Raw genomic sequence first — 21791 nt, 5'->3', positions numbered from 1 at the left:
TCTCGGCGCTGCGCGCCGATCCACCTTCTCCCACAAGGGGAGAAGGAAAGGGCGCCTCACCCCACCTTCACCAGCACGGCGCTGTCGAATTCGATGACCTTGTCGCCGGTCGAATCGAAACCTTCCGAGCGCAGCGTGAGCAGGTTCCAGCCCGGGCGGCCGGCAAGCGGGCGGTGCGCCTGCGCGGTGCGGGTGAAGGTCACCGTCTCGCCGGCATAGACCGGCTTCAGCCATTTCAGGTTGCGGAAGCCCGGCGAGGGGCCGAATTCGGGCTGCGGGCCAGGGCCGGTCCAGCGCACGCCTTCGGTCTCCATGCGCTTTTCGAGGTTGTATTTCATCCAGGTGGCCGCTGTGTGCCAGCCCGAGGCGCAGAGCCCGCCAAGCACGCTTTTCTTCGCCGCCTCTTCATCGACATGGAAGACCTGCGGATCGTATTTTCTGGCGAACGCCTTGATCTCTTCGGGCTCGAACCTGTGCGAGCCAAGGGTGACGGTTTCACCGATGAGGAAATACTCGTCGAGCGTCATGCCATGGCCTCGCGGGTGAGGAACATGCCGGTGTTCTCAAGCTCGAAGACACTCTCGCCGTGCTGGTTGACGAGCTCGCTGCGCATCGTAATGAGGCCAAGTTGAGGTCTGGATTTTGACTGACGCTTGGCCAGAATGGTGAGCTTGCCGGTGAGACGGTCGCCGGCCAGCACCGGCTTCTTCCATTTCACATGCTCGATGCCAGGCGAACCCTGCGAGGTCGAATCGAGCAGAAAGGCGTCGCACAGCATGCGCATGAACATCGCGCAGGTGTGCCAGCCCGAAGCCGAAAGCCCGCCGAGGATGCTCGCCTTGCCTGCTGCCTCGTCGAGATGCATCGGCTGCGGGTCGAACTCGCTGGCGAATTCGATGATTTCGGCAGCACTTACGTCCTTGCTGCCAAGGTCGAGCGAGGCGCCCTCGACGAAATCCTCATAAGCCCAAGTCTTTCCGGTCATGTCGGCAATCCGGTTGACGAATGTACGATCCCTCAGGTCGGGCACCCCGGATGAAGGCCAACTGCGATTTGGTCAAGCCCTTTCTGGCAAGCCAGCCAAGGCAGCCGTCGCCGGCCGATGGCGTCAAAGCCAGCCGCGGCGGCGGAAATACCAGAAGGGCAGGATGGCCGAGAGCACCATCAGGCCGATGGCGAAGGGATAGCCGAGCTCCCATTTGAGCTCGGGGATGATGTCGAAGTTCATGCCGTAAATCGAGGCGACAAGCGTCGGCGGCAGGAAGATGACGGCGGCGACCGAGAAGATCTTGATGATGGCGTTCTGCTCGATCGAGATCATGCCGAGCGTGGCGTCGAGCAGGAAGGAGATCTTCTGCGACAGGAAGGTGGCGTGGTCGGCGAGCGAGAGAACATCGCGCGACAGGGTCTTGATGCGAGCCCGCACATCCTTGCTCATCTTGGTCTGGTCCGCGACATGGGCGAGAAAGCCGGCAAGACGCTGCAGCGAGATCAGGCTGTCGCGGACGGAGGAAGCCAGGTCCTCCTTGCGGCCGATGCCTTTCAAAAGCTCCTGGAAATCGCGGTTGCGCTTCGAGGCCTTGGTCGAGCGCGCCTCGAAGATGTCGCGCGAGATCGCTTCCACATCGCGCCCGGCGCGCTCAAGGATATCGGCGAGCCGGTCGACGATCGCTTCGAGAAGACCAATCAGGATGGTGTCGCCGCTGGTGCAGCCGGTCGCCACTTTCTCGGCGCGCAGCGGGAAGGTCTTGAAGGCCTTGGGCTCATGGTAGCGGATGGTGATCAGCCTCTTGCCGGCGAGCGCGAAAGTCACCGGCGACATCAAGGGGTCGTCGGCCTCGGTCTGCGCCGGCAGCACGGCGGTCATGAAGTAGGCGCCGTCCTCGATGTAGAGGCGGCTCGAAATCTCAATCTCTTCCATCTCCTCGCGGGTCGGGATGGCGATGCCTAGCCAGCTCTCGATGCGCGCCTCTTCCTCCTTGGTCGGGTTGAAGAGATCGGCCCAGACGACCCTGTCGCCATCGGCCGAGAGATCCTCGGTGAGGCGCAGGCGATCATTGTCCACGACGAAGGTTTTTATCATCGCCGGGTCTCCTGGCGGATCAGGTGTTGAACTTGAACAGCATGATGTCGCCGTCCTGGACGACATATTCCTTGCCTTCGTCGCGCGCCTTGCCGGCTTCCTTGGCCGCCACTTCGCCGCCCAGCGTGACGAAGTCGTTGTAGGCGATCGTCTGGGCGCGGATGAAGCCGCGTTCGAAGTCGGTGTGGATGACGCCGGCCGCTTGCGGCGCCTTGTCGCCTTTGTGGATCGTCCAGGCGCGCGTCTCCTTCGGCCCGACGGTGAAATAGGTGATCAGCTGCAACAGTTCGTAGCCGGCGCGGATCACCTTGTTGAGGCCCGGCTCATCGAGGCCGAGCGAGGCAAGGAACTCCATTTCCTCTTCGTCGGAAAGCTGAGCGACTTCCGCCTCGATCGCCGCCGAGATCACCACCGTGCCGGCGCCCTGCGCGGCCGCCATCTTCTCCACCGCCTTGGTGTGCTCGTTGCCGGTGGCGGCGTCCGCCTCGGCGACATTGCAGACATAGAGAACGGGATGTGAGGTGAGCAGGTTCAGCCCTTGCAGGATGCGCAGATCCTCCTGCGCGATGCCGTTGAGCAGGAGGCGCGTCGGCTTGCCGGCCTGCAGCAGTTCAAGCGCTGCCTCCATCATCGGCAGGACCGCCATGGCTTCCTTATCCTTGCCGGCGGCGCGCTTGCGGATCTGGGCGATGCGGCGCTCGAGGCTTTCAAGGTCGGCAAGCATCAGCTCTGTCTCGACCGTCTCGGCGTCGGCGACAGGGTCGATGCGGCCTTCGACATGGGTGATGTCGTCATCCTCGAAGCAGCGCAGCACATGCACGATGGCGTCGACCTCGCGGATGTTGGCGAGGAACTGATTGCCCAGCCCTTCGCCCTTGGAGGCGCCGCGCACCAGACCGGCGATATCGACGAAGGAGATGCGGGTCGGGATGATCTCCTTCGACTTGCCGATCGCCGCGATTTTCTCCAGGCGCGGATCCGGCACCGCCACCTCGCCGGTGTTCGGCTCGATGGTGCAGAAAGGATAGTTGGCGGCCTGCGCCGCGGCCGTCCTGGTCAAAGCGTTGAACAGCGTCGACTTGCCGACGTTGGGCAAGCCAACGATGCCACATTTGAAACCCATGTTCGTCCAGTCCTGTCGGAATTCGATTTTGATGTGGGCTATGGGCGATAGGGGTGATGAACGTCAAGCCCTTGCGATCCTCGGCATCGCTTCAGACCCATGACGGTTCCAACTTGTGGCGAAGGTCCACCAATTGTGGAAGTCAGCGCCGCCATCGCTCTGCTGCGATTCTGTCGAGGTTCAGTCCTTGCCACCGAACAGCTTCTTCAGCATGGCGGCCATCGGGCCGCTTTCGGGCGGTTTGACCGCCGGCTGCTGCGGACGCGCCTGGCGGACATGGCTTTGCTGCTTCGGCGCCTTGGGCGGCGGGCGGTCGTCGTCGCTTGTCGGCACGAGCTTGTCGCGCAAGGCCAGCGTGACGCGGTTCATGAACGAGCTGTCGTCGCCCTTGGCCAGCAAGCCAGCGTCGTCGGCGATTGCCCCGAGTAGGACATCGAGCCATTCGCGATCGGCCTTGGCGAAATCGCCAAGGACGTGGCCGTGCACCATCTCCTTGACGCCTGGATGGCCGACGCCGATGCGCACCCGGCGATAGGCGTTGCCGACATGCTGGTCGAGCGAGCGGATGCCGTTGTGGCCGCCGGAACCGCCGCCGACCTTGACCCTGAGCTTGCCGGCGGCAAGGTCGATCTCGTCATAGAAAACGGTAAGCGCGGCCGGTCCGAGCTTGTAGAAGCGCAGCGCCTCGCCGACCGACTGTCCGGAGAGATTCATGAAGGTCTGCGGCTTGATGAGCAGGACCTTCTCGCCGCCGAGCGTGCCCTCTGAAATCAGACCCTGGAATTTTCTCGACCAGGGCGAAAAGGAATGGCGGCGGGCAATCGCGTCCGCCGCCATGAAGCCGACATTGTGCCGGTTGTTTTCGTATTTCGCGCCCGGATTGCCGAGGCCTGCAAAGACAAGCATCGCCGTCTCCTGGCGCGGAAGAAATTACTTCTCTTCGGAGGCGGGAGCCGCCTCTTCAGACTCGGCCGCCTCGGTCGTCGCTTCCGTCTCCGGCTTCATCGCCGACGAGCCGGCAACGGTCGCGATGGTGAAGTCGCGATCGGAGATGACCGGCTTGACGCCGGCCGGCAGCTGGACCGACGAGATGTGGATCGAGTCGCCGATGTCGGTGCCGGTGAGATCGACGGTGATGAATTCCGGGATCGCGTTGGCCGGGCAGTGGAACTCGACTTCGTGGCGGACAATGTTGAGCACGCCGCCGCGCTTGATGCCGGGCGACTTGTCCTCATTGATGAAGTGGACGGGCACGTCGACATTGACCTGGGTGTCCTTGCCGATGCGCAGGAAGTCGACATGGACAGGAAAATCCTTGACCGGGTCGAGCTGGAAATCCTTCGGCAGGACCTGGATCTTCTTGCCGTCGACATCGATCGTGGCGATCGTGGTCAGGAACCCGCCGCCATGGATCTTGTAGAAGAGGTCCTTGTAGTTGAGCGCAATCGCCAGGGGAGGCTGCTTGTCGCCGTAAATAACTGCAGGCACTTTACCGTTGCGACGAACTGCACGGGCGGACCCCTTACCGACCTGTTCGCGCGCTTCGGCTTTGAGCTCATAAGCATCGTGGCTCATGGCATTTCCTTTCGCGTGTTATGGAGCGCTTGCGGCAAGCACGAGGCCAGCCGCAAACGTCGAAAGCCGTCGCGGCCTTGCACGATCTGTCCGATGCGTTTGGCGATCCAAATGCGTCTGGGGATCAAGCAGGCCTGGCCGGCCTTCCTCCGCGTTGCCTCCAAGGGTGTCTACGCGGGTGGCGGCTCTATAGCGGAAGGTAGGCGAAGGCGCAAGCGGTTGGGCTGGAAGGCTTGCAGGGTGCTTTTTCAGCTCCCAAAGCATAAACCGACAATCCCATTTGTGACAAATGTAGGACTGGACGGATTTCAGTCGTCCTGCGGCATGCAACCTACCCACGAGGACCGATATGAAACTGCTGTTCAGCCGCAATCCCAATCCTCGCCTCGCGGTCGCGACGGCGCGCCATCTGAAGGCTGAGATCGCGTTTGAGTTCGCATCGCCCACGGCGCCGGGGCAGGCCGAACGCTATCGCGCGCTCAACCCCAATCTGACATTGCCCATACTCGTAGGAACGGGATGGAGCCTGTGGGAGGCCGACGCCATCGCCTGCCGGCTTTCGCGCGAGACGCATGCGGATTTCTGGCGCACCGGTGACGGCGAGCCGGACATGATCCGCTGGATAAGCTGGGGCAAGGAACGGTTCGCATTCGCTTGCGACATGGTGCATTTCGAGCGCGGAACCAAGCAGCGCTATGGCATCGGTCCGATCGATCAGGCGCTCGTCGAGGAGGGGCTCAGGCAGTTCCATAGAGCCGCGGCAGTCCTCGAGCCCGAGCTTTCCGGGCGGGAGTGGCTGGCCGGCGCTTCCGTCTCCTACGCGGACTTCCGCATGGCGACGTTCCTGCCCTTCAACGACGTCGCCGGATTGCCGCTCGACGACTATCCGTCGATCCGGCGGTGGTATGGCCGGCTCGAGGCGATCGACGCCTGGCGCGACCCGTTCCAGGGGTTGGAGGCGCCCCAACTGCCGCCGGTGACGATCGAGGCCTGATCCGCATCCGACCCTTTCTCATCCGTCTCAGACGGTATCGACCACTAGGCCGCCATTCAGCGCATTGCGCAGCGCCCGGATTTGCCGGTTCAAGGCATCGAGCTCAGCCAGTTTCATTCCTGACCGCTCGATCAGGGTCTCGTTCAGGCAATTGCACTGGACGAGCAAGGTTCGTCCGCTGGAGGTCAGGTCCACCTGCACCTGACGCTCGTCGGTTTGGCTGCGCTGGCGGGTGACAAGGCCAGCCTGCTCCATTCGTTTCACCAGCGGCGTAATGGTGCTCGATTCCAAGGCGAGCCGATGCGCGATGCTGCCCACCGACATGCCGTCCGCCTCTCCCAGCGCATTGAGCACCAGATATTGCGGATAGGTGATCCCCATCTCGTCCAGCATCGGCTTGTAGGTGCGATTGATCGCCATTGAGGTGGCGTAGAGCGTGAAGCAGAGCTGATTGTCCAACGGGAGAGGCACGGCGCATTCCTTTTGCCGACTGAGCATCCATTGTGTACCACGAAAAATGATATCGCGATATATATTTTCGTGGACAAGGGTTTCGATCTCCACTACGAAGATGCTTATCGCGATATTGTTTATCGCGGCATTTAAAAAGGAGATTGAGATGACCTCGCAGACCAAGTCAGGCTCGGGCAGCGGCACGATCGCCACCAAGGACGGCACGCAGATCTTCTACAAGGATTGGGGGACTGGTCAGCCGATCGTCTTTCACCATGGCTGGCCGCTGAGCAGCGACGACTGGGACGCCCAGATGCTGTTCTTCCTGTCAAAAGGTTACCGCGTCATCGCCCATGACCGGCGCGGCCATGGTCGTTCCAGCCAGACCGACACCGGCAACGAGATGGACACCTATGCCGCCGACGTGGCGGCGCTTGCCAGGCATCTCGACCTCAAGGACGCCATCCATGTCGGTCATTCGACGGGCGGCGGCGAGGTCGCGCGCTACGTCGCCCAATATGGCGGCGGAGGCCGCGTCGCCAAGGCCGTGCTGATCGGTGCGGTGCCGCCGATCATGTTGAAGACGCCGGCCAATCCCGGCGGCCTGCCGATCGAGGTGTTCGACGGTTTTCGCGCGGCGCTTTCGGCCAACCGGGCCCAGTTCTTCCATGACGTGCCCGCCGGTCCGTTCTACGGCTTCAACCGTCCAGGCGCCCAGGTTTCCGAAGGCGTCATCGACAATTGGTGGCGCCAGGGCATGATGGGCGGCGCTAAGGCGCATTACGACTGCATCAAAGCCTTCTCGGAAACCGACTTCACCGAGGACCTGAAGAGGATCGACGTGCCGGTACTGGTCATGCATGGCGACGACGACCAGATCGTCCCGATCGCCGACTCCGCGCTGCTTTCGATCAAGCTGCTCAAGAAGGGTGAGCTCAAGGTCTACAAGGGCTTTCCGCACGGCATGGCGACGACCCACGCCGATGTCATCAACGCCGACCTGTTGGCCTTCTTCAGAGCCTGAGGCCGGTCGCCAAACACGAAGGCACCCGCCGCCGGGCGGGTGCTGCAAGGAGGATGAGGCACGAAATCGTGCCCGGTCTTATCTGCTAGGGCCGTCTCCCTCGACCGGGCTTACCGAGGAGGCGCGCGAATTTGGCCCCCACCCTTGGTCGAAGCTGAGTTCGCCAATCGGGGATGTCGCCCAAGGATATGCTGTTCGCAGCCTTGGCCTTTCGTGCAAACCAGGTGATATCGACGATCGTACAGCCAATCGCGAGCAACCGGTTCGTCAGCATCTGCTCGTTGAGGATCGCTTTTGCCTTGCTCTCGAAAAAAGGCAGCATTTCGCCTGTGAGATCGAACCTGGAGTGCCATGCAGGCCCTTGCCCGGTCCCGGCTCCGGTAAGCCATCCAACCAATAGCTGCCTGTAGCTGTACGAGATTGGCGCGTCTTCCCGGAAGGGCGCAAGCGGATCCCCGCTGAAAATCTGCGCGCCGTCGGTCACACCGACCATCGATCCCAGGGCTTTCAAGTGCCTGGGTTGCAGCAAAATGAACGAGCTGCGGAGCCATGCCTGCGAGGGAATTCCAAACATCGCCCCAGGTTCATTGTAGAAATCGACATGGCCGAGCACTGCATTCAAGCCTGGCAGATGCCGCACGACGTTCTGATCGATCAGCTTGAGATGGTCCGGCGTATATTCAGCGAATGCAGACGTGGCGAGATGGACCAGATCATAGTCATTCACACGTTTGCCGAAATGGGCAATGCCGTTGTCCCATGCGGAGAATTCCCAGCTGGAGTTTGAGCCTCCGATCAATTCGATTCCGCCATCAAGGTTGGCGCGCTGACCCTCCGGCAGGGAATTGTCGATCACAAGCACATGGTGTGCCACGTCGGGCATCTGCGCGGCGAACATCGCCCTCAAATCCTGGAGCGCGGTGGGATATCTGGCTGTCCCATGGCGGGCCAGAAAGGTCAGGATACGCAATGGAGAAGGGTTTCGAACGTTTCCCGGCGTCAACCCTTTTTTCCCATCAGACGCGAGCCGATCTTCTTCATAGCAGCTTTGAGCGAAGGCTTTTGTCCGTGCCGCGGAATTTTCGCATTTGCCCGGCGGTGCCGGGGCCTGAATGCATCGTTCCTGGCTTCCAGTTCCGCGCGGACCGCAGCGAACACCGCTTTCCCGTCAGGGCCGCCCTGAGCCTCCCAGAGCTTCGCCCGATCCGCGATATCGTAAGTCGCCTCCAATTCAGCGCAGACGGCGGCAAAGGCTCGGTCGCCATCCAGACCGTCCTGCGCTTCCCAGAGCTTCACCCTATCCACAATGTCATAGACTGCCCGCAGAAGCGCTGCTGAGACAACATAGTCGGACCGGGATTTCGACTGGGCCAGCCAGAAGGCTATTCGCTCTTGGGCGAAGGTTTCCAGCGGCGTGGCGGCGTCGAAAGAAGAAACCCTGTCTCGCACGTTGGTATAGCGATTGGTCTTTTCGATCCATTGATGAGTGTCCCGGTGGGACAGATTATGAATGCACACACCTCTATCATGGGGGACATCATGGACATCTCCTTTTATGCGGCCGACCTCCTCATGAAGCGTTGAAACGAATTCAGCCGAGCCTCGGCGGAAAGCACGTATATTGTAGGAAGGCCAGTAATAAGCGTCTTCGTCGTGACGCCCTAGGATATATTCGCGCTTCGGGAAGCGGAAAACGCCAGCGGGATGCGAGCCTGCATTTTCCCTCACCCAATGGATGCCTTCGACACTGAGGCATTCGTCGTGGTCCAGATAGAGGATAAAATCATGGGAACATGCTTCGTAGGCAACGAACCTCGTCTCAGTGGGCAGCGGCGACCACGGGACAGAGATGACCTTGTCGGCGTAGGCGGCTGCCACGGAAGGTGTTTTGTCCGTCGATGATTTGTCGACGACAATCAGTTCGTCGACAAATCGGAGGGAGCGGAGGCATGTCTTGAGAATCTCGCCGCTGTTATAGGTGATGACGAAGCCGCTTATTCGGGGGGTGTTGGCGCCCATGTTCTCACCTTTGAAAATCGCCAAGTTCCGCCCAAGGCGTACCTCGCATCCATCCGCCAACATCATGTCCAGACTCGGCGTCGAATGGTAGCGTCCCACTTGGATACGGGAGCGAGAAAATGAATGCGATGTCGAGACCGCCATTCCATGCCAGCGGTCGCCCTATCACGCCGATCCGATGAGGTATGTTTCGCTGGGAACGTTTTCGATCTGGCGGCCGGTCCATGGCGGTCAGTTAAGGGCAAATGCCATCCACAGGGTATTGCGGGATCGTGGATGGGAAACACGCCATATCGTCGTTACTCCCAACCGCAGCGCCAGGCGGGAGATGGAGGCCGGCGATCTTTTCATCGAGATGCCGCGCCGGTTTCGCAAGAAGATGGCCAGACGCAAATGGCGTTCCGACGTCGCCACTGCCGAATTCATCGCGAGCAGCAGGTCCCATCGCCGCGAAATCGCAAAATTCCTCGACGACTTCCGGCCTGATATCATCGCGCTGGAGCAATGTTGGCTTTGGCCGGCTTTGCGCGGGTACATGGAGACATGCAAGCCAAAGGCCCGCTTTTCAATCGTGTACAGTTCGCAGAACGTCGAACAGGAGTTGCTGGCGCGAGAAGCCGCCATACCGGGCTCGGAAACGGACCTCTGGAGCGCTCGACGCGCGGCGGACATCGAGTCCGACCTTGCTTCGAAGGCGGACCTGGTTGTCGCCGTCAGCGAGCAGGATGCCGCTTATTTTCGCAAGCTCAATCCAGGCGTGGTGGTCGCCGCCAACGGCATATGGCCGCGAGAAATGCCCGTCGGCCTCGACCGCTGGGCATCGCGGTTTGCCGGCCTGCGTACGGCGCTGTTCGTCGGGTCGGGCCGTCCACCCAATGCCAATGGATTTCTTGAACTGACGAAGCCGGACCTCGGCTTCCTGTCACCTGCCGAACGCATTGTGGTAGTCGGAGGCGTTGCCGGTCAGATCCAGAGCGATCAAAGATTTCTGCTCGGTGGGGACGTCAATCATGCCCGAACCGAATTGCTCGGCGTGCAGGATGCCGGGACCCTCAGCGCGCTGATCGAGATCACCGATGTCGTGATCCTTCCGATACTCGAAGGCGGCGGCACCAACATTAAGACTGCCGAAGCGCTGTATAACCGGAAGTCGATCGTAGCGACTTCCTTTGCGTTTCGCGGCTTTGAACATTTCAAGCACCTGCGGAATGTCCAACTGGCGGACAACCCTGCGGATTTCCAGGATTTGCTTGTGAAGGCGCTGCGGAGCGAACGTTACGATCCGAGATCTGCCGATGTTGCGCAATTGGACCGGCTGCTCTGGACGGCGACGCTGCAAGACCTTCCCGACCAATTCGCAGCCTTACCGAGGCGGGAGCGCGGCGCGTCAGCGAATTTGCTCATGCTGCGGTCTGTCAGCGGTCCCAAACGCCTTCTCACCGCGCTTTCGCAGCGCCTGGGTCTGCGGAGAAGAAACTGACCCAGCCCGGACCGACGGAAAGACATCCTCCATGAGGCGCGTGTCTTGCTCCGGTTTTTCCGGCGCTCGCCGGCAATCAGGCTTTCCTTGCTTCCTTCATGTTGGGCAGGAACACCGTCAACAGGCCGAGTAAGGGCAGGTACGAGCAGATCTGGTAGACGAAGTCGATGCCCTTGATGTCGGCGACGACGCCGAGCACCGCGGCGGCGATGCCGCCCATGCCGAAGGCGAAGCCGAAGAAGATGCCGGCGATCAGGCCGACGCGGCCCGGCATCAGCTCCTGGGCGAAGACGACGATGTTGGAGAAGGCCGACGACAGGATCAGGCCGATCAGCACGGTCAGCACCATCGTCCATTCCAGATTGGCGTAGGGAAGCGCCAGCGTGAAGGGCAGAACGCCGACGATCGAGAACCAGATCATCGCCTTCTGGCCGTAGCGATCGCCGAACGGGCCGCCGAGCAGGATGCCGAGCGCCGAGGCGCCGAGGAACAGGAACAGCATCACTTGGCTCATCTGCACCGAAACCCCAAACTTATGCATGGCGTAGAAGGTGTAGTAGCTGGAAAGCGATGCGATATAGGCGTTCTTGGTCAGCACCAGCAGCGTCAGCACGGCCAATGCCCACATGACCTTCTTGCGCGCGAGGGGCGACACGTGGGCAGCCTGCTTGCGGGTGGCCATCGAGGCGCGCAGCCGGCTGTACCAGCCGCCCACCCGCCACAGCACGACAATGCCGATCAGCGAGCCGATGGTGAACCACGAGATGCTGGTCTGCCCGAACGGCACGACGATGAAGGCGGCGAGCAGCGGCCCCATCGCCTGGCCGAAATTGCCGCCGACCTGGAACAGCGACTGCGCGAGGCCGAAGCGGCCGCCCGAGGCGAAGCGGGCGATGCGCGAGGATTCCGGATGGAAGATCGCCGAGCCGATGCCGATCAGCGAGGCGCCGATCAGGAGCAGCCAGTAGTGGCCGGCGTGAGCGAGCACCACCAGGCCGACCAGCGACGAGGCCATGCCCCAAGGCAAGGAATAGGGCATCGGCCGTTTGTCGGTGATCATGCCGATCACCGGCTGCAGCAGCGAGGCCGTCACCTGGAAGGTGAAGGTCAAAAGGCCGATCTGCCAGAAATCGAGGCCGTAATTGTCCTTGAGCAGCGGATAGATCGCCGAAAGCAGCGACTGCATGATGTCGTTGACGCAGTGGCAGAAGCTCACCGCAAGAATGACGGTGAAGGCCGTCGCTTGCGCCGAGATGTTGCTTGCCGGCGCCGGTGCGGCGACGGAGGTGGCGGTCGTATCAGTCAAGGCAATGCTCCGTGGTCTTCTCGCGGCGAACCGCAGGCGGCCTTATAGGCCTGTTGCCAAGCGACTTCTTTCGTGGTTTGGTCCAATAGTTTCGCAAGTGGGCCACATCCGATGCCAAATAGCCGGGAGATATTCAGGGGCGACGCCGCCGAGCTCGGCCGGTTGCATGAAAGCCGCTGGCAATGGCTGGAACAGGCCGTCGGGCCGGCGGTCGCGCTACCGACGGAGTACCCGGACGGCTATCACGTGCCGCGGCACCGCCACAGCCGCAGCCAACTTTTGCATGCGCTGGTCGGCGTGGTCCTGGTGACGACGAGGCACGGGCGCTGGATGGTGCCGCCCGACCACGCGATGTGGATACCGGCCGGCACCGAGCATTCCGTGGAGATGCTGGGCGATGTCTCGATGCGCTCGGTCTATGTGATGCCGGACGCCATTGCCGGCCTGCCGGAAGGTTTGCGCGTCGTCGGTATCACCGAGCTGATGCACAGCCTGATCGTTGAATCGGAGAAGCTGCCGCAGGGCGGCGAGTACGAAGGGCGCGCCGCGCTCGTCATGGGACTTTTGCTGCACGAGATCCCGAACCTGCCGGAACGGCCGCTGGGCTTGCCGTTTCCGTCCGATCCGAAGCTCGCGGCACTTTGCCGACGCTTCGTGGCGGCCCCTTCGCCGCATGCGACGATCGACGAATGGGCGGATGCCGCGGGCATGAGCCGGCGGTCCTTCACCCGCGCCTTCCATCGCCAGACCGGGCTGTCGCTCTCGACCTGGCGCCAGCAGGCATGCCTGTTCGCGGCACTGCCGAGGCTCGCCGACGGCGAGCCGATCACCAGGGTGGCGCTCGATCTCGGCTATGACAGCGTGCCGGCCTTCATCACCATGTTCAAGCGCATGCTCGGAACCTCGCCGCGCGGCTATATGCGCGGCGCGCGCGATGCCGGTGAGAACCCGCGGCGCATCGGTGGTCCGATCGCCGCGTGAAACAGCGCCGTCAGCATTGAGTTGATGCGCCGGTTCTCAGTCTGGGTTCCGTTTGCCGAATACTGATTGCAAATTGCAATCGGTTATGTTTCTCTTTGTGGGGAGGCAAAATCGGAGGAACGCTGGTGGCGACGATCGTCTATGCCATGCTGACATCGCTGGATGGCTACATTGCCGGGCCGAGCGGAGACATCGACCTGCCGGTTCCCGAGGAAGAATTGCACCAGCATTTCAACGACGAGATGAGGCGGACGTCGATCGCGCTGTGCGGGCGCAGGATGTATGACGTCATGCGCTTTTGGGACAGCCCCGAGCGAGAGATTGCCGCCGAAGACGTCGAGCGGGATTTTGCGCGCGCCTGGCGGGAAACGCCGAAGATCGTGTTTTCAACCACGCTTCAAGAGGTCGGGCCGAATGCTCGTCTGGTGAAGGGCGACGCGGAGGCGGTGGCAAGGTCGCTCAAGGCGGAAACGGACAGCGAGATTTCCGTGTCCGGCGCCGAATTGGCCGCCCATCTTGCACGCGCGGGCCTGATCGACGAGTACCGGCTCTATGTGCATCCGGTCGTGCTGGGCGGCGGCAAGCCGTATTTCCAGCCCGGCCTGTCACTGGCGTTGAAGCCGCTCGGCACGGAGCGCCTTGCACAAGGTGTCACGCTGCTGCGTTACGCACGATAATCAGTCGAACAGGCTCGACACCGACTCTTCCGTCGCTGTGCGCGAGATCGCTTCACCCATCAGGTCGGCGATCGAAATGACACGGATGTTCGGCGCGTCGAGCACGGCCTGGCTGGGCTGGATGGAATCGGTGATCACCAGTTCTTGCAGCTTCGAGCCGGCGATGCGTGCCACCGCGCCGCCGGAAAGCACGCCATGGGTGATGTAGGCGGTGACGGAGGTCGCGCCATTGGCGAGCAGCGCGTCGGCCGCATTGCAAAGCGTGCCGCCGGAATCGACGATGTCGTCGATCAACAGGCAATCCTTGCCGGCGACAGCGCCGATGATGTTCATGACTTCCGATTCACCGGGGCGTTCGCGGCGCTTGTCGACGATGGCCAGTTGCGCGTCGAAACGCTTGGCCAGCGCCCGCGCCCGCACCACGCCGCCGATATCGGGCGACACGACGACGACATTACCGAGCTGCTTGTATTTGGCCTTCACGTCGCGGGCCATCACTGGCACCGAGAACAGATTGTCGGTCGGGATGTCGAAGAAACCCTGGATCTGGCCGGCATGCAGGTCGAGCGTGAGCACGCGGTTGGCGCCGGCGCGGGTGATCATGTTGGCGACCAGCTTGGCCGAGATCGGCGTGCGCCCCGAGGCGCGGCGGTCCTGCCGAGCATAGCCGAAATAGGGGATGACCGCGGTGATGCGCTTGGCCGACGAGCGCATGAAGGCGTCCATCATGATCAGCAGTTCCATAAGATGATCGTTGGTCGGATAAGAGGTCGACTGCAGGATGAAGACATCCTCGCCGCGCACGTTTTCCTGGATCTCGACGAAGATTTCCTGATCGGCGAAGCGCCTGACGCTGGCCTTACCCAGCGGGATGTTGAGATAGCGAGCGACCGCCTCGGCCAGCACCCGGTTGGAATTGCCCGCGAAAAGCTTCATGCACCGTTCCTGGTGAAGGATGGAGAGGCCGGAGAGACTCTCATATGCCTTTTATGCGGGCTTTTAGCGGCCCGCGCCGGTATTGCAAGCCTCGTTGTGGGGAATCCTTCCGGCGACCGCAACAAACACGGAAAACATCGCAAGCCGGCAACAGTTTGGCCGGCAAACAGTTGGTCACCCGGCGCCACCGCCGCCGAGCCAGGCGGCGAACTGGTCGATCGTCTGGTCGGCAATGGCCTGCATGGTCGCGGGCGTCACCGCGGGCCAACCCTCGCCGCTGCCGACCGCAGCCGCCTTCTGCTGGCCATTGATGCGGTGCAGCCGGTTTCCGGACGGGTCGTAGATGTCCCAGACATAGATGACGGTCGTTTCCTTGCCCTCCGACATCGTCGAAAAATAGCCTTTCAGCACATGTGTCGCCGTCTGATCCGTGCTGCCGACAAGCGTCAGGCCGCGCTGCCTGGCACGGGTCTGCAGTTCCGCTGTCAAGGGCGCCGCAGCGTCCACGGACGCGCCGACGATTGGCGCCACCTGCAGCCGTGTCTTGGCGAGGACGGCGGTCTTGGTGGGCGTGGCCGGTGTCGTGGACGACGGCGCCGTCGAAGGTGCCGGCGCGGTCGTGGTCGGAGATGTGGCGGTCGTCGACGTGCCCTGCGTGGCGGGCAAAGGCTGGGCTGAACTTGCCGGCGGAGTGATGGCTGAAGGTTCCAGAACGTCCTTGGCGTTGGTGCAAGCGCCAAGCGCCAGCGCCGCAAGCAATGACACGGTCGTCACCTGCGATCGTCTCATCTGCCTGAAAACTCCCTATTGGCGAACGCCCCCGCGTGAACCAACCATCATGGATTCACTGCACGATCAAGTCGAGATCATGGCGCGACAGCGGCTTTGGCGCCGATTCCGTGGTGAGGTAGGTCCGGCCCAGCGTCATCGCGGTCTCGGTCTCGGAGTCCATGATGATCATATGCGCGAACAGCGTCATGCTGGGCGCGATCGGTTCCGGGTTGCCCTGGTAGAACATCGGCATGTCCATCCAGGACGGCGTGAAGCGGGCGCCGACCGAGTAGCCGCAGGCGTTCAGCCGGTGCTTGGTCAGATTGTGCGCCTCGAGCGTGCGGGCATGCGCGTCGAAGACATCGCCGAAGGTGTTGCCCGGCGTCATCGCCTTTTCGACCGCGAGCAAGGCGGCGCGGGCGGCATCGAACAACTCCTGGTGTCGTTTCGACGCCTTGCCGGTCAAAACGGTGCGCATCATCGGGGCATGATAGTGGTGGAAGACGCCGGCCCACTCCAGCGTCAGCTGGTCGTTCTTGGTGAGCTTGCGCCGGCCAGCCTTGTAGCGGCACAGCAGGGCATCGGCGCCTGAGCCGATGATGTACTCGTTGGCGGGATAGTCGCCGCCGCCGGCAAAGACCGCGCCTTGCATGGCGGCGAGGATGAGCCCTTCGTCGCCGCCCTGCTTGATCAGCGGCAAGGCGGCATCCAGCGCGTCGTCGGAAAGATTGGCGGCCTTTTCCGCCTTGGCGACCTCGGCCGGGCTCTTGAACAGGCGCAGCCGGCCGACGATGCCGGACGCATCGGCGATCTGGCCGAAGGTCTGCAGCTGCTCGTCCAGGCGCCGGCCATTGTAGGCGGTCAGGCCATGGGTGTCGTATTCGACGCCGATGCGGGCGCCGAGCAGATCGAGGTCATTGAGCAGGTTGCGCAGCTCGATCGCCGGATTGGCGCCCTGGCGATCGGTCCACAGCACGATGTTTTCGATGGTCGAGGTATGGCGCGCCTGCCTCAGATCGGCGGAACGGGTGAGCAGCACCATCGAGCCGTCGGCCTTCACCACAAGGCATTGGAAGAAGCAGAAGCCGAACGTGTCGTAGCCAGTCAGCCAATACATGCTCTCCTGCGCGAACAGGAGCACGGCGTCGAGCTTCTTTTCGGCCATCTCGATCAGCAGCCGGTCGCGCCGCGCGTCGAATTCCGAACGTTCGAAATGCAGCGCCATTACTCTTTCTCCAGAACGATTGCCGAAACCTGGCGCCCGTAATCCGCTTCCTTGCGGTGTGTGGTGCGCCGGTAGGAATAGAAAAGGTCTTCTTCCGCGTAAGTGCAGCGGCCAAGGCCTTCGGCGGTCACGCCAGCCTTGCGCAGCCGGTCGACCGTATATCGGTTGAGGTCGAACATCGAGTGGCCGGCAGTCTTCGATGGTCTGAAATAGCGGGCATTGCCGGCATCGGCCTCGATGAAGCGGGCGACGAATTCCGGCCCGACCTCGTAATTGCCGGGCCCGATGGAGGGACCAAGCACGGCGACGATGCGCTCACGGCTGGCGCCGAGGCCCTCCATCGCGGCGACGGTGTTTTCGAGCACGCCGGTGAAAGCGCCTTTCCAGCCGGCATGGGCGGCACCGATGATGCGAGCCTGGGCGTCGGCGAAGAGGACCGGCCCGCAATCGGCTGTCGAGGCCCCGATGGCGATGCCCGGACGGTCGGTGACGATGGCATCGGCCTTCGGGCGAGGCCCCGCGAAGGCTTCCCTGGCGATCACCACGTCTGGAGAGTGGATCTGGTGCGCGGTCAATAGGTGATCCGCCGGCACGCCCATCCAGGCGGCGACGCGCCGCCGGTTCTCGGCGACCAATGTTTGGTCGTCGCTGGAGCCCGTGCCGATGTTCAGTCCCCGATAGATGCCGCCGGAGACGCCGCCGATGCGGGTGAAATAGCCGTGACGTATGCCTTGCGCCGTTTCAAGGAGCGGCGAGCGCACCGGATCGGGTCTGGTCTGATTCAGCATGGTTGGGTTTGTCGTCCGTGCGGGGCGGCTTCGTCAAGGCGAAGTTGGGACGACGCAGCGGGCCAGGCCGCACGGACGGCCGTCTGGCTCAGGCTGCTGCCTGTGCCGGCAGGACCTTCATCACCTTGAACAGCTCGCCCATCGCGTCGGGGCCGGCGAGGCGTTCGACCGCGTCCGAAATGGCTTGACGCGTCTCGGCATCGGCATCGGCGCCGAGCGTGCCGGCACGCTCGAGCAGGCCCATGCCGAGCAGGAATTCGCCCTGAGTCGACGTCTCGACACCGAGCCCGACGGAGCGGGCTGCCGCGGCAAGGGCGGCGAAATCGACGTGGGATGTGATATCGGCCTCGCCGGGATTGGCCAGCACGTCTTCGTGTTCGTGTCGGCGCAAGGCCTGCAGCGTGTCGCCGATGCCTGGCTGCAAATGGCCATAATCGATGAAAAGGCCCGCGCCGCCTTGCATGGCGATACGTTCGGCGATCGCCGCCATCAACGCGGCGCGCGCGGGGGCCACCTCGGCGATGGCGCCTTCAGGCGCGTCCGAGGCATTATCGGGCAGCAGCGTGGGATCGAGCGAGCCCGCGCCGGCGAAGAAGCGCAGCTCGTCGTTGTCGTCGAGGCCGACCATGCGTTCGCGCCAGCTTTCGCCGATATGCACGAACTGCCGGATCGGCACCGCGTCGAACAGTTCGTTGCCGACGATGAACAGCGGCTGTCGCGGCAGCGTGTCGATGGTTAGGTGCCAGGCCAGCTCTGCGTCCTGGCCGGCAAGCGTCTCTCTCTGGATTTCGACAAGGCGCGGGCTGGTCTCGATCAAGGCGAACCAGGCGTCGCCGGAGAGGGCAGGATCGAGCCGCGACCAGGTGCGCAGCACATCCTTCATCAGCGTGCCGCGGCCCGGTCCGATCTCGGCAAAGGTCGCGGGCAGGGGCCGGCCGGCGCCTTGCCAGGCCTGGTAAAGCCAGACGCCGACAAGCTCGCCGAACATCTGGCTGATCTCGGGCGCGGTGATGAAGTCGCCGGCGGCGCCGAAGGGCTCGCGCGTCATGTAATAGCCGTCGTCGGGATCGAACAGGCAAAGCGCCATATATTCGCTGACCGGGATCGGCCCCGTCGCGCCGATCAGGCTTATGATGCGCTGCTTCAGCTGGCTCATGCCGCCTGCGACTGTGGCGCCGGCTTTGCCGTCGCCATGGCCCAGATGCCGGCCAGCACCATCGGCGTGGACAGGATCATGCCCATGGTCAGCCAGTTGGTCCCGAGGAGATAGCCGAGCTGCTGGTCGGGCTCGCGGAAGAACTCGACGAAGATGCGCGACAGGCCATAGCCGCAGATGAAGGCGCCGCCGACGAAGCGCGGGGTCTTCAGCTTGAGCCGCGAATGGGTCAGGAAACGCAACACCAGGAAGAGCACGAGGCCTTCGAGCACGGCCTCGTAGAGCTGGCTGGGGTGGCGGGTGAACGGCCCACCATTGGGGAATTCAATTGCCCAGGGTACGTTCGAGGGGCGGCCCCAAAGTTCCGAATTGATGAAGTTGGCGACACGCACAAGGCCGAGACCGACCGGGACGCCGGCCGAGACCACGTCGAACAATGTCCAGGTGTGGATATGACGCTTGAGCGAAAACAGCGTCATGGCGAGGATGACGCCAAGCAGGCCGCCATGGAACGACATGCCACCCTGCCAGACGGCGAAGATATCGAGCGGATGCGCAATGTAGCGCGGCAGGTCGTAGAACAGCACGTAGCCGATGCGCCCGCCGAGCACCACGCCGATCGCCGCCCAGACGATGAAGTCGTCGAGGTCTTCCGGCTTCATCGGCAGATTGCCGTCCGGCCAAAGGCTGGCGTTGGTGACCAGCCGCTTGGCGTACCACCAGGCAAAGAGGATGCCGACGATATAGCCGACGCCGTACCAGTGCACCGCCAGCGGCCCGATATTGACGATGACGGGGTCGATGTTGGGGAAGGGCAGGGAGGCCAGTGGCAGCAGGAAATATTCGCTCAAACTGGGTCTCCCCGATGATGGTCACGATTGGGCGCGGACCATGCGGCAGGGTTTTGGCGGGGTCAAGGCAAGGTGGACACCGTACAGGCGGGGAGCTCAATCCCGAGGCTTGGTGGCTATCATCTGCCGCAACGCGTCGTTGATCCTGTCCTGCCAGCCGGGACCATCTTCCTGGAAATGATCCAGCACGGCCCGGTCGATCCTGATCGAAACAAGCTCTCTGACGTTCGGGGCGGCAGCGGGCTCGCGAATTGGGGCGGCTGGTTTTTTGGCCGGCTTGAAGGCGGCTTCTGCGGCGGCCATCGGATTTATCGGTCGGCGCGGGGGCGTTGCCATTGGTTGACCTTGAAGAGTGCTGAAGCGATACGCAACACAATAGGCGAATTGGCGTCTTCAAGTACAGCTTGGGGCGATTTGAATGCTTTGCGCAGGCATGGCACAGCCGTGCGCCATAGCAACGCAGAGGAGGCATCAACCCTCAACGTTCTTGCATTCCGCGCCTCGCGCCACTACGTCAAAACGACAAAGCGAGGATCTGCCATGTCGACCGGACCGAACCGCGTTCTCGATGAATTCGCCAAGCTGATGACCGATGCGGCGGGCGCCGCCCAGGGCGTGCGGCGCGAGGTGGAGACGGCGTTCCGGGCGCAGGCCGAGCGCATGCTGAATTCCATGGATGTGGTGCAGCGCGAAGAATTCGAGGCCGTGCGCGAGATGGCGGTCAAGGCGAGGGAAGACAACATCCAGCTGGCGACGCGCGTCGAGGCGCTCGAGGCCAGGCTCGCTGAACTGACCGGACAGGCCGCACCTGCGGGTGCTGCGAAGCCCCGCGCAAAAAAATAATTATTGAACTTTTCCACATAGCGCGATCCGAAAAATCGCTTTGCCGTGAATCGCTTACCGGCATTGCATGAATCTTTGTGACAGCGACCTTTCCACATGCTTATGACGCAGTGCGAAAAATTGGGCTGTTCACGCGACTCCCGATCAATAGACTGAATTTGTTGCATGATTCGGAGCAGGGTCGTGCGCCGGGCGGTGGGGTCCGGTCTGGGGTCTTTGCGTTTGAGAAGTTCCTGGCCGTCCGAGTTCTAGACAAGATTGTTCGTCGTGTGTGCCCCGCGGAGCGTGTGGCGCTCCCCTGAACACAGGAAGCATCCATGGAACTTCTCGAACTCGAATTCTCCCGCGAAATCCACCCGGTGGACGTCATCGAGCAGGTGGCCCACAACAACGACTGGTCCTTCGAGCGCGCCGGCGACGACGAGATTTCCATTTCGGTGGCCGGCAGTTGGACCGACTACCATGTCTCCTTTTCCTGGATGGAGGATTTCGAGGCGCTGCACTTGGCCTGTGCCTTCGACATCAAGGTGCCCGAGACGCGGGCGCTGGAAGTGATGCGGCTCTTGTCGCTCGTCAACGAACAGATGCTGTTCGGGCATTTCGATCTGTGGGAGCAGGAAGGCGCGATCATGTTCCGGCAGTCGCTGCTGCTTGCCGGCGGGGTCGAGCCGTCGAGCCAGCAGGTCGAGGTGCTTTTGTCCTCGGCGTTAGAGGCCTGCGAATGCTATTTCCAGGCCTTCCAGTTCGTCGTCTGGTCGGGTACATCGGCCAAGGACGCGCTGTCCAGCGTGCTCTTTGAGACCCACGGAAACGCCTGAACCAAGCCGATATCCCGATGAGTTCCAGTAGCGAGCGCAAGCCCGAGATCAGCTTTGCCGATTTCGACCGTGTCGACATCCGTGCGGGCACGATCGTCGAGGCCGAGCCGTTTCCGGAGGCGCGCAAGCCGGCTTTCAAGCTGAAGATCGATTTCGGCCCGGCTATCGGGATCAAGAAGTCGTCGGCGCAGATCACCAAATACTACGCGCCGGAGACGCTGATCGGCCGGCAGGTCTTCGCGGTGGTCAACTTCCCGCCGCGCCAGATCGGTCCGTTCATGTCGGAAGTGCTGACGCTCGGCTTTCCGGACGAAGAAGGCGCCGTGGTGCTCGGCGCCATCGAGCGCAAAGTGCCGGACGGCGGGAGGCTGTTCTAGACTAGGCTGGATCGCTGGCAGCCATGTCCGGTCGCGAGATCGCCGTGCTTTCGTCATCCACGGGCGGCGCGGGAGCGAAGCGGACGCGCAGACCCGAGGATCCATTCCGTTACGTCGGCCGAAGATTGCGACGGCCCAGAACAGCGCGGCTATTTTCCCTGACCCATTGAGAAGTCGCCCACCGAGAACGAGCGATCGCGTCGCCGGCTCAATTCTGCGGAATCTCCACCGCGGCAAACGCTCGCAGGTCACGGAATGGATCCTCGGGTCTGCGCGCCGGCTTCGCCGCCGCTTCGCCCGTGGATGACGAA

General features: G+C 62.6%; 25 protein-coding genes. 8 read left to right on the top strand and 17 right to left on the bottom strand.

Annotation, left to right across the window (positions count from 1 at the left end; all coding sequences use genetic code 11):
• Nucleotides 1-56: 56 nt before the first annotated feature.
• The 6 genes from YU3_RS0131660 to YU3_RS0131635 form a co-directional block, all read right to left on the bottom strand.
• A complete protein-coding gene (locus tag YU3_RS0131660; protein ID WP_027169958.1) occupies nucleotides 57-527 on the bottom strand; it encodes a MaoC family dehydratase in 471 nt (156 codons plus the stop codon).
• Nucleotides 524-985, bottom strand: a complete 462-nt coding sequence (locus YU3_RS0131655; protein ID WP_027169957.1) for a MaoC family dehydratase — start codon at nucleotides 983-985, stop codon at nucleotides 524-526. The genes YU3_RS0131660 and YU3_RS0131655 overlap by 4 nt, the downstream gene beginning before the upstream one ends.
• A 123-nt stretch (nucleotides 986-1108) precedes the next feature.
• Nucleotides 1109-2083 carry a magnesium/cobalt transporter CorA gene (gene corA, locus YU3_RS0131650; RefSeq protein WP_027169956.1) on the bottom strand — a complete coding sequence of 325 codons (975 nt, stop codon included), beginning with the start codon at nucleotides 2081-2083 and terminating at the stop codon, nucleotides 1109-1111.
• 19 nt (nucleotides 2084-2102) lie between these two features.
• Nucleotides 2103-3206: a redox-regulated ATPase YchF gene (gene ychF, locus YU3_RS0131645; protein ID WP_027169955.1), complete on the bottom strand. Its 1104-nt coding sequence runs from the start codon at nucleotides 3204-3206 to the stop codon at nucleotides 2103-2105.
• A 180-nt stretch (nucleotides 3207-3386) separates the two neighbouring features.
• On the bottom strand, nucleotides 3387-4112 hold the full coding sequence (pth, locus tag YU3_RS0131640; protein WP_027169954.1) for an aminoacyl-tRNA hydrolase: 726 nt from the start codon (nucleotides 4110-4112) through the stop codon (nucleotides 3387-3389).
• Between the two features lie 24 nt (nucleotides 4113-4136).
• A complete protein-coding gene (locus YU3_RS0131635; protein ID WP_027169953.1) occupies nucleotides 4137-4781 on the bottom strand; it encodes a 50S ribosomal protein L25/general stress protein Ctc in 645 nt (214 codons plus the stop codon).
• A 349-nt stretch (nucleotides 4782-5130) separates the two neighbouring features.
• On the opposite strand from YU3_RS0131635, the gene YU3_RS0131630 reads away from it, so the two are divergent.
• Nucleotides 5131-5775 (top strand): glutathione S-transferase family protein, encoded by a 645-nt coding sequence (locus YU3_RS0131630; RefSeq protein ID WP_027169952.1) that lies wholly within the window; start codon nucleotides 5131-5133, stop codon nucleotides 5773-5775.
• A 27-nt stretch (nucleotides 5776-5802) separates the two neighbouring features.
• Here the strand turns inward: YU3_RS0131630 and YU3_RS0131625 are convergent, their stop codons facing one another.
• Complete coding sequence (locus YU3_RS0131625; RefSeq protein WP_027169951.1) at nucleotides 5803-6246, bottom strand: MarR family transcriptional regulator; 444 nt, start codon at nucleotides 6244-6246, stop codon at nucleotides 5803-5805.
• A gap of 148 nt (nucleotides 6247-6394) precedes the next feature.
• Between YU3_RS0131625 and YU3_RS0131620 the strand changes: the two genes are divergently transcribed.
• The gene (locus YU3_RS0131620; protein ID WP_027169950.1) at nucleotides 6395-7252 is read left to right on the top strand and encodes an alpha/beta hydrolase; all 858 of its coding nucleotides are present in this window, start codon (nucleotides 6395-6397) and stop codon (nucleotides 7250-7252) included.
• Between the two features lie 85 nt (nucleotides 7253-7337).
• On the opposite strand, the gene YU3_RS37910 is transcribed toward YU3_RS0131620, so the two are convergent.
• Together YU3_RS37910 and YU3_RS0131610 are read right to left on the bottom strand one after the other, a co-directional pair.
• Nucleotides 7338-8150 carry a hypothetical protein gene (locus YU3_RS37910; protein ID WP_245273714.1) on the bottom strand — a complete coding sequence of 271 codons (813 nt, stop codon included), beginning with the start codon at nucleotides 8148-8150 and terminating at the stop codon, nucleotides 7338-7340.
• A 101-nt stretch (nucleotides 8151-8251) separates the two neighbouring features.
• Entirely contained in the window at nucleotides 8252-9295 is a 1044-nt protein-coding gene (locus YU3_RS0131610; protein ID WP_198021754.1) for a glycosyltransferase, read from the bottom strand.
• Nucleotides 9296-9449: 154 nt separating this feature from the next.
• Here YU3_RS0131610 and YU3_RS38850 point away from each other — a divergent pair, with 154 nt between their 5' ends.
• Entirely contained in the window at nucleotides 9450-10751 is a 1302-nt protein-coding gene (locus YU3_RS38850; RefSeq protein ID WP_084508441.1) for a glycosyltransferase, read from the top strand.
• Between the two features lie 76 nt (nucleotides 10752-10827).
• Here YU3_RS38850 and YU3_RS0131600 read toward each other — a convergent pair whose 3' ends face one another.
• Nucleotides 10828-12057, bottom strand: coding sequence for an MFS transporter (locus tag YU3_RS0131600; protein WP_027169948.1), 1230 nt, complete (start codon nucleotides 12055-12057; stop codon nucleotides 10828-10830).
• A gap of 111 nt (nucleotides 12058-12168) precedes the next feature.
• On the opposite strand from YU3_RS0131600, the gene YU3_RS0131595 reads away from it, so the two are divergent.
• Both YU3_RS0131595 and YU3_RS0131590 read left to right on the top strand, forming a co-directional pair.
• Entirely contained in the window at nucleotides 12169-13038 is an 870-nt protein-coding gene (locus YU3_RS0131595; protein ID WP_027169947.1) for a helix-turn-helix transcriptional regulator, read from the top strand.
• Between the two features lie 125 nt (nucleotides 13039-13163).
• Nucleotides 13164-13715 (top strand): dihydrofolate reductase family protein, encoded by a 552-nt coding sequence (locus tag YU3_RS0131590; protein ID WP_027169946.1) that lies wholly within the window; start codon nucleotides 13164-13166, stop codon nucleotides 13713-13715.
• On the opposite strand, the gene YU3_RS0131585 is transcribed toward YU3_RS0131590, so the two are convergent.
• The 7 genes from YU3_RS0131585 to YU3_RS0131555 form a co-directional block, all read right to left on the bottom strand.
• On the bottom strand, nucleotides 13716-14651 hold the full coding sequence (locus YU3_RS0131585) for a ribose-phosphate pyrophosphokinase (protein WP_027169945.1): 936 nt from the start codon (nucleotides 14649-14651) through the stop codon (nucleotides 13716-13718). It abuts the gene before it with no gap.
• Nucleotides 14652-14825: 174 nt separating this feature from the next.
• On the bottom strand, nucleotides 14826-15440 hold the full coding sequence (locus tag YU3_RS0131580; RefSeq protein WP_027169944.1) for a hypothetical protein: 615 nt from the start codon (nucleotides 15438-15440) through the stop codon (nucleotides 14826-14828).
• Between the two features lie 55 nt (nucleotides 15441-15495).
• Nucleotides 15496-16647, bottom strand: a complete 1152-nt coding sequence (locus YU3_RS0131575; RefSeq protein WP_027169943.1) for a Xaa-Pro peptidase family protein — start codon at nucleotides 16645-16647, stop codon at nucleotides 15496-15498.
• On the bottom strand, nucleotides 16647-17435 hold the full coding sequence (gene pgeF / locus YU3_RS0131570; protein ID WP_027169942.1) for a peptidoglycan editing factor PgeF: 789 nt from the start codon (nucleotides 17433-17435) through the stop codon (nucleotides 16647-16649). Before pgeF ends, YU3_RS0131575 begins: the two co-directional genes overlap by 1 nt.
• An 88-nt stretch (nucleotides 17436-17523) precedes the next feature.
• Nucleotides 17524-18591, bottom strand: a complete 1068-nt coding sequence (locus tag YU3_RS0131565; RefSeq protein WP_027169941.1) for a class I SAM-dependent methyltransferase — start codon at nucleotides 18589-18591, stop codon at nucleotides 17524-17526.
• Nucleotides 18588-19442 (bottom strand): prolipoprotein diacylglyceryl transferase, encoded by an 855-nt coding sequence (lgt, locus tag YU3_RS0131560; RefSeq protein WP_027169940.1) that lies wholly within the window; start codon nucleotides 19440-19442, stop codon nucleotides 18588-18590. The genes YU3_RS0131565 and lgt overlap by 4 nt, the downstream gene beginning before the upstream one ends.
• Nucleotides 19443-19538: 96 nt before the next feature.
• Nucleotides 19539-19778, bottom strand: coding sequence for a BrnA antitoxin family protein (locus tag YU3_RS0131555; RefSeq protein ID WP_027169939.1), 240 nt, complete (start codon nucleotides 19776-19778; stop codon nucleotides 19539-19541).
• Nucleotides 19779-19982: 204 nt separating this feature from the next.
• Here YU3_RS0131555 and YU3_RS0131550 point away from each other — a divergent pair, with 204 nt between their 5' ends.
• The 3 genes from YU3_RS0131550 to YU3_RS0131540 all read left to right on the top strand — a co-directional run bounded on the left by YU3_RS0131550 (nucleotide 19983) and on the right by YU3_RS0131540 (nucleotide 21480).
• A complete protein-coding gene (locus YU3_RS0131550; protein WP_027169938.1) occupies nucleotides 19983-20285 on the top strand; it encodes an accessory factor UbiK family protein in 303 nt (100 codons plus the stop codon).
• A gap of 317 nt (nucleotides 20286-20602) precedes the next feature.
• A complete protein-coding gene (locus YU3_RS0131545) occupies nucleotides 20603-21103 on the top strand; it encodes a YbjN domain-containing protein (protein ID WP_027169937.1) in 501 nt (166 codons plus the stop codon).
• Between the two features lie 17 nt (nucleotides 21104-21120).
• Nucleotides 21121-21480 (top strand): tRNA-binding protein, encoded by a 360-nt coding sequence (locus YU3_RS0131540; RefSeq protein ID WP_027169936.1) that lies wholly within the window; start codon nucleotides 21121-21123, stop codon nucleotides 21478-21480.
• Nucleotides 21481-21791 lie beyond the last annotated feature (311 nt).

Origin of the sequence: Mesorhizobium sp. WSM3224, from assembly GCF_000427725.1 — a bacterium.
Taxonomy (GTDB): Bacteria; Pseudomonadota; Alphaproteobacteria; order Rhizobiales; family Rhizobiaceae; genus Mesorhizobium.
This window is presented reverse-complemented; position numbering and strand designations above follow the sequence as displayed.

Coding starts and splice junctions, on each gene's coding strand:
- YU3_RS0131545 (WP_027169937.1), top strand. CDS start 20,603: ATGGAACTTCTCGAACTCGAATTCTCCCGCGAAATCCACCCGGTGGAC.
- YU3_RS0131550 (WP_027169938.1), top strand. CDS start 19,983: ATGTCGACCGGACCGAACCGCGTTCTCGATGAATTCGCCAAGCTGATG.
- YU3_RS0131585 (WP_027169945.1), bottom strand. CDS start 14,651: ATGAAGCTTTTCGCGGGCAATTCCAACCGGGTGCTGGCCGAGGCGGTC.
- YU3_RS0131575 (WP_027169943.1), bottom strand. CDS start 16,647: ATGGCGCTGCATTTCGAACGTTCGGAATTCGACGCGCGGCGCGACCGG.
- YU3_RS0131630 (WP_027169952.1), top strand. CDS start 5,131: ATGAAACTGCTGTTCAGCCGCAATCCCAATCCTCGCCTCGCGGTCGCG.
- YU3_RS0131620 (WP_027169950.1), top strand. CDS start 6,395: ATGACCTCGCAGACCAAGTCAGGCTCGGGCAGCGGCACGATCGCCACC.
- YU3_RS0131655 (WP_027169957.1), bottom strand. CDS start 985: ATGACCGGAAAGACTTGGGCTTATGAGGATTTCGTCGAGGGCGCCTCG.
- pgeF (WP_027169942.1), bottom strand. CDS start 17,435: ATGCTGAATCAGACCAGACCCGATCCGGTGCGCTCGCCGCTCCTTGAA.
- YU3_RS0131660 (WP_027169958.1), bottom strand. CDS start 527: ATGACGCTCGACGAGTATTTCCTCATCGGTGAAACCGTCACCCTTGGC.
- YU3_RS0131555 (WP_027169939.1), bottom strand. CDS start 19,778: ATGGCAACGCCCCCGCGCCGACCGATAAATCCGATGGCCGCCGCAGAA.
- pth (WP_027169954.1), bottom strand. CDS start 4,112: ATGCTTGTCTTTGCAGGCCTCGGCAATCCGGGCGCGAAATACGAAAAC.
- YU3_RS0131565 (WP_027169941.1), bottom strand. CDS start 18,591: ATGAGCCAGCTGAAGCAGCGCATCATAAGCCTGATCGGCGCGACGGGG.
- YU3_RS37910 (WP_245273714.1), bottom strand. CDS start 8,150: ATGTTCGCCGCGCAGATGCCCGACGTGGCACACCATGTGCTTGTGATC.
- YU3_RS0131595 (WP_027169947.1), top strand. CDS start 12,169: ATGCCAAATAGCCGGGAGATATTCAGGGGCGACGCCGCCGAGCTCGGC.
- YU3_RS0131580 (WP_027169944.1), bottom strand. CDS start 15,440: ATGAGACGATCGCAGGTGACGACCGTGTCATTGCTTGCGGCGCTGGCG.
- YU3_RS38850 (WP_084508441.1), top strand. CDS start 9,450: ATGAGGTATGTTTCGCTGGGAACGTTTTCGATCTGGCGGCCGGTCCAT.
- YU3_RS0131540 (WP_027169936.1), top strand. CDS start 21,121: ATGAGTTCCAGTAGCGAGCGCAAGCCCGAGATCAGCTTTGCCGATTTC.
- YU3_RS0131635 (WP_027169953.1), bottom strand. CDS start 4,781: ATGAGCCACGATGCTTATGAGCTCAAAGCCGAAGCGCGCGAACAGGTC.
- corA (WP_027169956.1), bottom strand. CDS start 2,083: ATGATAAAAACCTTCGTCGTGGACAATGATCGCCTGCGCCTCACCGAG.
- ychF (WP_027169955.1), bottom strand. CDS start 3,206: ATGGGTTTCAAATGTGGCATCGTTGGCTTGCCCAACGTCGGCAAGTCG.